Source organism: Phaeospirillum tilakii (assembly GCF_042683125.1).
Taxonomy (GTDB): Bacteria; Pseudomonadota; Alphaproteobacteria; order Rhodospirillales; family Magnetospirillaceae; genus Phaeospirillum; species Phaeospirillum tilakii.
The window spans coordinates 1-8946 of record NZ_JBHUIY010000067.1 but is presented as its reverse complement, the minus strand read 5'-3'; the positions used below and the strand labels follow the sequence as shown (position 1 = coordinate 8946).

9 protein-coding genes are annotated in these 8946 nt (G+C 67.7%); 8 read left to right on the top strand and 1 reads right to left on the bottom strand.

The window, feature by feature from the left end:
- Positions 1-320 precede the first annotated feature (320 nt).
- A complete protein-coding gene (locus ACFSNB_RS18125; protein ID WP_377319146.1) occupies positions 321-863 on the top strand; it encodes a cytochrome b in 543 nt (180 codons plus the stop codon).
- Positions 864-908: 45 nt separating this feature from the next.
- Here the strand turns inward: ACFSNB_RS18125 and hpnH are convergent, their stop codons facing one another.
- On the bottom strand, positions 909-2036 hold the full coding sequence (hpnH, locus tag ACFSNB_RS18120; RefSeq protein ID WP_377319144.1) for an adenosyl-hopene transferase HpnH: 1128 nt from the start codon (positions 2034-2036) through the stop codon (positions 909-911).
- A 355-nt stretch (positions 2037-2391) separates the two neighbouring features.
- Between hpnH and ACFSNB_RS18115 the strand changes: the two genes are divergently transcribed.
- The 7 genes from ACFSNB_RS18115 to ACFSNB_RS18085 all read left to right on the top strand — a co-directional run.
- Positions 2392-3003 (top strand): ABC transporter substrate-binding protein, encoded by a 612-nt coding sequence (locus ACFSNB_RS18115; protein ID WP_377319142.1) that lies wholly within the window; start codon positions 2392-2394, stop codon positions 3001-3003.
- Between the two features lie 2 nt (positions 3004-3005).
- Complete coding sequence (gene hpnI / locus ACFSNB_RS18110; RefSeq protein WP_377319140.1) at positions 3006-4139, top strand: bacteriohopanetetrol glucosamine biosynthesis glycosyltransferase HpnI; 1134 nt, start codon at positions 3006-3008, stop codon at positions 4137-4139.
- Positions 4140-4143: 4 nt separating this feature from the next.
- Positions 4144-5577: a hopanoid biosynthesis associated radical SAM protein HpnJ gene (hpnJ, locus tag ACFSNB_RS18105; RefSeq protein ID WP_377319138.1), complete on the top strand. Its 1434-nt coding sequence runs from the start codon at positions 4144-4146 to the stop codon at positions 5575-5577.
- A gap of 251 nt (positions 5578-5828) precedes the next feature.
- Positions 5829-6200, top strand: a complete 372-nt coding sequence (gene rpsL, locus ACFSNB_RS18100) for a 30S ribosomal protein S12 (RefSeq protein ID WP_377319136.1) — start codon at positions 5829-5831, stop codon at positions 6198-6200.
- A 14-nt stretch (positions 6201-6214) separates the two neighbouring features.
- Entirely contained in the window at positions 6215-6685 is a 471-nt protein-coding gene (gene rpsG, locus ACFSNB_RS18095; RefSeq protein ID WP_377319134.1) for a 30S ribosomal protein S7, read from the top strand.
- Positions 6686-6708: 23 nt separating this feature from the next.
- Entirely contained in the window at positions 6709-8793 is a 2085-nt protein-coding gene (fusA, locus tag ACFSNB_RS18090; protein WP_377319132.1) for an elongation factor G, read from the top strand.
- A 27-nt stretch (positions 8794-8820) separates the two neighbouring features.
- Positions 8821-8946, top strand: a 126-nt coding sequence (locus ACFSNB_RS18085; protein WP_247871749.1) for a GTP-binding protein, incomplete at its 3' end; no start/stop codon positions are given.

Here is an 8946-nt window from a genome sequence, read left to right as displayed (position 1 = left end):
GGCGGCGGCGGCGGGCGCGGCGGCCGGCGGCGGCGGGGCCGGCCATGCGCCGCGCGGCGGCGGCAGGTTGCGGAAGGATTCGGAACAGCCGGCCAGCGCCAGCACCAGGATCGCGGCGCCGAGGCCGGTTCGCATTCCCTGCATCGCCAGGCCCCTCCCCGATGGTGTCGCCGTTCCATGCCCTGTTCCCGAGGGTAGGCGAAGGCGCGGCAAAGTCAACAGGCGGCGACCTGTGGTCTCCCCGGCGTTTTCCTGTTTTCTCGGCGCCGGGGCTGCACTAACTTCGCCCCGGTTTTTCGTCAACCGGAGGTTTTTCGCGGATGTCCAGCCAACCTGCCGCCCGCTATGACGCGGTGGCGATGAGTTTCCATTGGGGGATGGCGCTGATCATCCTCGGTCTGTGGGCGATGGGGCATGTGATCGGCGCCCTGCCGCGCGGGCCGGAGCGCAGCGAGCTGATCGGCCTGCACACCACCCTGGGGGGGCTGATCTTCGTGCTGGCCCTGGCCCGGCTGGTGTGGCGCCGGCTGCGCCGTCCGCCCCGCGCCCTGCCGACCGCCACCCCGTTCGAGCGGATGGGGGCGGCGCTGGTTCATGCCGTGCTGTATGGCCTGATGCTGGCCCTGCCGCTGGTCGGGGTGCTGATGGCCGAAAGCGGCGGCCACGCCGTCACCCTGTTCGGCTTCCATGTCCCGCTGCTGGTCCAGCCCGACGAGGCGCTGCACGAATTGTTCGCGTTCGAGCATCAGATGCTCGGCTGGCTGCTGGCGCTGGCGCTGCTGGCCCATGTCGGCGCCGCGCTGCGGCATCATTTCGTCCAGAAGGACGACACCCTGCGCCGGATGCTGCCCGGCCGGGGCTGAGAAAGGGCGGCGCCGCCCGGGGCGATCCCGGGCGGCGCCCGCTGGTCATTCCGCCTGTTCGGCGGCGGCGGCGAGGGCGGCACGGCCCTCGGCCAGCACCTCGTCATAGCGGTCCACCGCCGGGCGCTGGCCGTCGAGCGGCAGGTCGGGGGCGAACGGTCCCGAGGTGCGCGGTCCGAACAGGGCGACCCGGGCCGCCTTCAGCGGATGGTCGAGGGTGTCGGTCACCGCCGTCGCCTCGTAGCCGCTGTGGACCATGCAATCGGCGCACTTCTCGTAGCGGCCGGTGCCGTAGGAGTCCCAATCCGTCTCGTCCATCAGCTCCTGATAGGTGCGGGCATAGCCCTCGCCCAGCAGGTAGCAGGGGCGCTGCCAGCCGAACACGGTGCGGGTCGGATTACCCCACGGCGTGCAGGCATAGGTCTGGTTGCCGCAGAGGAAATCGAGGAACAGCGAGGATTGGGTGAACTTCCACCCCCGGCCGCGCCCGCGCTGGAACAGGGCGCGGAACAGGTCCTTGGTGGCGCGGCGGGTGAGGAAATGCTGGCCGTCGGGGGCGCGCTCGTAGGCATAGCCGGGCGACAGGGTGATGCCCTCGACCCCGGCCTGGTGGGCGAAGTCGAAGAACGCCGCCACCCGTTCGGGGTCGGCGGTGTTGAACAGGGTGCAGTTGATGTTGACCCGGAAGCCCCGGGCCCGGGCGGCGCGGATCGCCGACACCGCCTGATCGAAGGTGCCGGCGCGCGACACCGCGCGGTCATGGTCGTCGCGGTCGCCGTCGAGATGGACGGTGAAGGTGAAGGCCGGATTGGGCTCGAACAAATCGAGCTTCTTTTCCAGCAGCAGGGCGTTGGTGCAGAGATAGACGAACTTGCCGCGCGCCAGGGTGCCACGGACGATGCGGTCGATCTCGCGATGCAGCAGCGGCTCGCCGCCGGCCAGCACCACCACCGGCGCCGGACACTGATCGACCGAATCAAGCGCGTCCTTGACCGACAGGCGGGCGTTCAGCACATCGTCGGGATAATCGATCTTGCCACAGCCGGCACAGGCGAGGTTGCAGCGCAGCAGCGGCTCCATCATCAGCACCAGCGGATAGCGGCGGGCGCCGGAGAGATGCTGGCGCACGACGTAGGCGCCGATGCGCAGGGTCTGTTTGAGCGGAACGGCCACGGCGGAAACTCGAATTGTTGCGACGGCCGCCCGGATCCCGGGCGGGCGGCGGATCATACAGGCCGGCCGTCGCCGGTTTCAATCATCGAACCGGGCGACCGCCGGAGAGAAAGATGTGGGCGCTGCCCACGCCCGCCAAGGGCCGGGGGCCCTTGGATCCCGTCGATGGTCGGGCACCGAGGCGGCAAGGGAAAGGGTTCCAAGGGCCTTATGGCCCTTGGCGGGCGTGGGCAGAGCCCACATCTCTATCTGCGGCGGGGTCGGGGCATGCCAGCCCCGGCGGTGATGTCGATGGCGTTTCGGCCCCGGGATGTGCTATGGCCTCGCGCCTGACATTGGTTCAATGAGGTTTTGCATGACGTCGCGACTTCTCGCCGCGCTCGGGCTCGCCTTCGTCCTGATCGCGGGCCTGTCGGCCCCGGCGCGTGCGGCGGGCGAGGCCGAGGCGGTGATCAGCACCTTCAACGATCACCTGCTCGAGACGATGAAGGCCGGCTCCAAACTCAATTTCAAGGGACGGGTCGACAAGCTGCGTCCGGCGGTGGTCGCCACCTACGACATGGCGGCGATGACCCGGGCCACCCTCGGCGTCGCCGCGACCAAGCTGTCGCCCGACGAGGCCGGCCGGCTGGCCGAGGCCTATACCCGTTTCTCGGTCGCCAACTATGCCGCCCAGTTCGATTCGTGGAACGGCGAGCGGTTCGAGGTCGAGGCGGCCCGGCCCTCGACCCAGGGCGCGGTGGTGGTGCCGACCCGGATCGTCCCCAAGGACGGCGAGCCGATCGCGATCGATTACCTGCTGCGCGAGGAGCAGGGCCGTTGGCGCGTGGTCGATGTGTTCTTCCAGGGCACGGTCAGCCAGGTGGCGATGCGCCGCTCCGAGTTCCTGTCGATCTATCGCGCCAAGGGGCTCGACGGCCTGATCGACACCCTCGACGCCCAGACCGCGGCCCAGGCGACCAACTAGGCATGGGCGCGGTGCTGTTCGGCCTGCTCGCCCTGCTGGTCCTTGCCGGCTGCCTGTATCAGGCCGCCGCCGCGTGGCAGGTGCGCCGCTTCGCCGCCGCCCCGCGTCCGCGCCCGACGGCGCGGCCGCCGGTCAGCGTGATGAAGCCGCTGTGCGGCGACGAGCCGGGGCTCGACCGCGCCCTGGCCTCGACCCTGGCCCAGGATTACCCGGCGTTCCAGGTGGTGTTCGGGGTCGATGACCCGGCCGATCCGGCGCTGGCGGTGGTGCGGGCGCTGCCGCCGCCCCCGCTTGGGGCCGAAATCGCGGTGGCGACCGGCCCGACCGGCCCGGCCCGCAACCGCAAGGTCGCCAACCTGCTGTCGATGTGGCCGCAGGTCCGCCACGAGGTGGTGGTGGTGGCCGACGCCGACGTGCGGACCGACGCGGCCTATCTCGACGATCTGGTCGCCCCGCTGGCCGATCCGGCCGTGGGGGCGGTGACCAGCCTCTATGTCGCCCATCCCGGCGCCGGCCGCGCCAGCCGGGTGGCCGCGCTCGGGATCAATCACGGTTTTCTGCCCTCGGCGCTGGTGGCGCGCGCCCTCGGCCGCGCCGACGGCTGCTTCGGCGCCACCATCGCCATCCGCCGCGCGGTGCTGGAACAGGGCGGCGGTTTGGCCGCGCTGGCCGACCTGCTGGCCGACGATTGGGCGCTCGGCGCGATCGCCCGCGCCCAGGGACTGCGCATCGCCTTGTCGGCCCGCCCGGTCGAGATCCTGGTGACCGAGCCGGGCTGGCGCGCCTTGTTCGACCATGAACTGCGCTGGGCCCGCACCATCGCCGCGATCGACCGCCCGGGCGCGCTGGCCTCGGTGGTGACCCAGCCGGTGGCGCTGGCCCTGCTCGGGGTCGTGCTGTCGGGCGGGGCCGCGCCGGCGCTGGCGCTGCTGGCGCTGGCCGCCGGGGTGCGGCTGGCGGCGGTGCGGGTCGAGGAAACGGCGCTCGGCCTGCCGCGCTGCGGGCTGGGCGATCTCGCTCTGCGGGAAATTCTGTCCTTCGCCGTCTATGCTGTCGCATCGGCGGGGCGGACTGTGCTATGGCGTGGCCGCCGTTTCGTGGTGCGCCGCGATGGGACTCTTGAGCCTAGGGATTGACCCGATGAAGAAGACCTTGTTCCTCAATCCGCCCTCGCTCGAAGGGTTCGACGGCGGCGCCGGTGCCCGCTATCAGGCCAAGCGCGAGGTGCGGTCGTTCTGGTTTCCGACCTGGCTTGGCCAGCTCGCCGCGCTGGTGCCGGGCTCGAAGCTGATCGACGCGCCGGCCCACGATCAGAGCCTGGGCGACATCCTGCCGCTCGCTTCGCAGTACGAGCTGCTGGTGATCTATGCCAGCGCCGCCACCTACGCCTCCGAGGTCAAGGTGGCCGAGGCGTTCAAGGCGGCCAACCCCAAGCTGATGATCGGCATGGTCGGCGCCCACGTCGCCACCGTGCCGGAGGAATCGCTGAAGGCCTCGGACGCGATCGATTTCGTCGCCCGCAACGAGTTCGACTACACCATCCTGGAGGTCGCCGAGGGCACCAAGCCGCTGACCGCGATCGACGGCCTGACCACCCGTGGCCCGGACGGGGCGGTGGTCGCCACCCCCGACCGCGCCCTGATCACCGACATGGACGCGCTGCCGTTCGTGACCCCGATCTATCGCCGCGACTGCAAGATCGAGAATTATTTCATCGGCTACCTCAAGCACCCCTACATGTCGTTCTATACCGGGCGGGGCTGCCGGTCGAAATGCACCTTCTGCCTGTGGCCGCAGACCATCGGCGGCCGGTCCTACCGCGCCCGTAGCGCGGCCAGCGTGATCCAGGAAGTGACCGAGGCCCGGGCGATGTTCCCCGAGGTCAAGGAATTCTTCTTCGACGACGACACCTTCACCGACGACCTCGAACGGGTCGAGGAGATCGCGCGCGGGATCGGCAAGCTCGGCATTCCGTGGTCGTGCAACGCCAAGGCCAACATCCCGCGCAAGACCCTCGAGGTGCTGAAGGCCAACGGCCTGCGCCTGCTGCTGGTCGGCTACGAGTCCGGGGTGCAGGAGATCCTCAACAACGTCCGCAAGGGGCTGCGGCTCGACACCGTGCGGCAGTTCTCGAAGGACTGCCACGAGCTCGGCATCGTCGTCCACGGCACCTTCATCCTCGGCCTGCCGGGCGAGACCCGCGAGACCATCGCCCAGACCCTGGCCTTCGCCAAGGAGGTCAATCCGCGCACCCTCCAGGTGTCGATGGCCGCCCCCTATCCCGGCACCGAGCTGTACCGTCAGGCGATCGAGAACGGCTGGTTCAAGCAGGAAGACGGGCTGGTCCGCCAGGATGGCTGGCAGATGGCCGCGCTGCATTACCCGCATCTGTCGTCGGAAGAGATCTTCCAGGCGGTGGCCGGATTCTACAAAGGGTTCTATTTCCGTCCGAGCAAGATCGCCGAGATCGTGCTGGAGATGGTGCAGGACTGGGACATGATGAAGCGGCGTCTGCGCGAAGGGGTTGAATTCTTTCAGTTCCTGCGCACGCGCGATACCAAGCCGGCCTGTTGAGGGCGCGCGCCGTCCGGCGGACCGGGCGGCGCACGAGTTTCTCTTGACGGGGCCGGGAGGGATAAATAGGATGCGGGCCTCCCGGGGGACCGGTGGCAGGCGACGGGCCATGCACCGTCGTCCGCCGATTAGCGAAACAACGATGTCACGCCGGACGGGTCGGCGAGCCCAACCCGAAAAGGCCCGGTGGCCCGCAGCACCGGTGACCTTCGGTTGTGGTTGGCTCATTCGTTCGAGAGGAAGAAGAGCGTATGCCTACGATTAACCAGCTGATCCGCCTGCCGCGTACCCCTGTGAAGGATCGCAACAAGGTGCCGGCGCTCGAAGCCTGCCCGCAGAAGCGCGGCGTCTGCACCCGTGTTTACACCACCACCCCGAAGAAGCCGAACTCGGCGTTGCGTAAGGTCGCCCGCGTGCGGCTGACCAACGGCTTCGAGGTGACCAGCTACATCCCGGGTGAGGGCCACAATCTGCAGGAACACTCGGTGGTGATGATCCGCGGCGGCCGCGTCAAGGACTTGCCGGGTGTCCGCTACCACATCATTCGCGGCACGCTGGATACCCAGGGTGTCAAGGACCGCCGTCAGCGCCGCTCGAAGTACGGCGCGAAGCGTCCGAAGTAAGGAGTCCGTCACAGATGTCCCGTCGTCACGCCGCCGAAAAGCGCGAGATCAATCCCGACGCCAAGTTCGGCGATTTCGTGGTTGCCAAGTTCATGAACTGCCTGATGCTCGACGGCAAGAAGTCCGCCGCCGAAGCCATCGTCTATGGCGCCCTCGACAAGATCCAGGCCAAGAGCGGCCAGGAGCCGCTCAAGGTGTTTCATGAGGCGCTCAACAACGTCAAGCCGGCCCTCGAAGTCCGCTCGCGCCGCGTCGGCGGCGCCACCTATCAGGTGCCGGTCGAGGTTCGGGCCGACCGCCGTCAGGCGCTGGCGATCCGCTGGCTGATCGAATATTCGCGCAAGCGGTCGGAGACGACGATGGTCGACCGTCTGTCCGGCGAGCTGCTCGACGCCGCCAACAATCGTGGCGCCGCGGTCAAGAAGCGGGAAGACACCCACCGCATGGCGGAGGCCAACAAGGCCTTCTCGCACTATCGTTGGTAAACCGGACGCGCGAGTAGGAAATCATGGCCCGTACGACGCCCATCGAGCGATACCGTAATATCGGCATCATGGCCCACATTGATGCCGGTAAGACCACCACCACCGAACGCATCCTCTACTACACCGGCAAGTCCTATAAGATCGGCGAAGTGCACGAAGGCACCGCCACCATGGACTGGATGGAGCAGGAGCAGGAACGCGGCATCACCATTACCTCGGCCGCGACCACCGCGTTCTGGCGCGATCACCGCATCAACATCATCGACACCCCCGGCCACGTCGACTTCACCATCGAAGTCGAGCGGTCGCTGCGCGTCCTTGACGGTGCGGTGACGGTGTTCGACTCGGTGGCCGGCGTCGAGCCGCAGTCCGAGACGGTGTGGCGGCAGGCCGACAAGTACGGCGTGCCCCGCATCTGCTTCGTCAACAAGATGGACCGCATCGGTGCCAACTTCTACCGCTGCGTCGAGATGATCGTCGATCGCCTCGGCGCGCGGCCGTTGGTGCTGCACCTGCCGATCGGCGAAGAGTCGAACTATGCCGGCGTGGTCGATCTGGTCCGCAACGTCGCGGTGCTGTGGAAGGACGAGAGCCTCGGCGCCGAGTTCTTCGACGCGCCGATCCCGGCCGAGCTGGCCGACAAGGCCGCCGAATACCGCGCCCAGTTGATCGAGACCGCGGTCGAGATGGACGACGCGGCGATGGAAGCCTACCTCAACGGCGAGGAACCGTCGTTCGAGACCCTGAAGGCCTGCATCCGCAAGGGCACCATCTCGCGCACCTTCGTGCCGGTGCTGTGTGGCTCGGCGTTCAAGAACAAGGGCGTGCAGCCCCTGCTCGACGCGGTGATCGATTACCTGCCGGCGCCCAACGACATCCCGGCGATCAAGGGTGTCAAGTACGGCACCGAGGACGAGATCGCCAAGCATTCGACCGATGACGAGTCGTTTGCCGGCCTCGCCTTCAAGATCATGAACGATCCGTTCGTCGGCTCGCTGACCTTCGTCCGCATCTATTCGGGCGTGGTCGAATCCGGCTCCTACATCCAGAACACGGTCAAGGACAAGCGCGAGCGCGTCGGCCGCATGCTGCTGATGCACGCCAATTCGCGTGAGGAGATCAAGGAAGCCCGCGCCGGTGACATCGTTGCCTTCGCCGGCCTCAAGGACACCACCACCGGTGACACCCTGTGCGATCCGACCCCGTCGGCGCTGGTGGTGCTCGAGCGGATGGAGTTCCCCGAGCCGGTGATCGAGGTCGCGGTCGAGCCGAAGTCGAAGGCCGACCAGGAAAAGATGGGCATCGCCCTGGCGCGTCTCGCCGCCGAGGATCCCTCGTTCCGCGTTGCCTCCGACGCCGAGAGCGGCCAGACGGTGATCAAGGGGATGGGCGAACTCCATCTCGAAATCATCGTCGATCGCATGAAGCGCGAGTTCAAGGTCGAAGCCAACGTCGGCGCCCCGCAGGTGGCCTACCGCGAGACCATCTCGAAGGCCTACGAGGTCGATTACACCCACAAGAAGCAGACCGGTGGTTCGGGCCAGTTCGCCCGCGTCAAGATCCGCTTCGAGCCGTCCGAGAAGGGCGAAGGCTTCGTCTTCACCAACAAGGTGGTCGGCGGGTCGGTGCCGAAGGAATACGTCCCCGGCGTCGAAAAGGGTATCCGTTCGGCGATGGACAATGGCGTGATCGCCGGCTTCCCGCTGATCGACTTCAAGGCCACCCTGATCGACGGTGCCTACCACGACGTCGACTCGTCGGTGCTGGCGTTCGAAATCGCCTCGCGTGCCGCCTTCCGTGAAGGCATCGCCAAGGCGGGTCCGAAGCTGCTCGAGCCGATGATGCGGGTCGAGGTCGTCACCCCCGAGGATTACATGGGCGACGTGATCGGCGATCTCAACAGCCGCCGCGGTCAGGTCAACGGCATGGATCAGCGCGGCAACGCCCGCGTCGTCACCGCGATGGTGCCGCTCGCCAACATGTTCGGCTACGTCAACACCCTGCGGTCGATGTCGCAGGGCCGGGCGCAGTACTCGATGCATTTCGATCACTACGCCGAAGTGCCGCAGAACGTGTCGGACGAAATTCGCGCCAAGATGGCTGGCTAATCACGGTATTCGAGGACGGAGTTAACAATGGCTAAGGCGAAATTCGAGCGCAATAAGCCGCATTGCAACATCGGCACCATCGGTCACGTCGACCATGGCAAGACCTCGTTGACTGCGGCGATCACCAAGGTTCTGGCCGAGTCGGGCGGGGCG

Bases quoted from the DNA above. Each gene is read 5' to 3' on its own strand.
- ACFSNB_RS18125 (WP_377319146.1), top strand. From the start codon at position 321: ATGTCCAGCCAACCTGCCGCCCGCTATGACGCGGTGGCGATGAGTTTC.
- ACFSNB_RS18115 (WP_377319142.1), top strand. From the start codon at position 2,392: ATGACGTCGCGACTTCTCGCCGCGCTCGGGCTCGCCTTCGTCCTGATC.
- hpnI (WP_377319140.1), top strand. From the start codon at position 3,006: ATGGGCGCGGTGCTGTTCGGCCTGCTCGCCCTGCTGGTCCTTGCCGGC.
- hpnJ (WP_377319138.1), top strand. From the start codon at position 4,144: ATGAAGAAGACCTTGTTCCTCAATCCGCCCTCGCTCGAAGGGTTCGAC.
- rpsL (WP_377319136.1), top strand. From the start codon at position 5,829: ATGCCTACGATTAACCAGCTGATCCGCCTGCCGCGTACCCCTGTGAAG.
- rpsG (WP_377319134.1), top strand. From the start codon at position 6,215: ATGTCCCGTCGTCACGCCGCCGAAAAGCGCGAGATCAATCCCGACGCC.
- fusA (WP_377319132.1), top strand. From the start codon at position 6,709: ATGGCCCGTACGACGCCCATCGAGCGATACCGTAATATCGGCATCATG.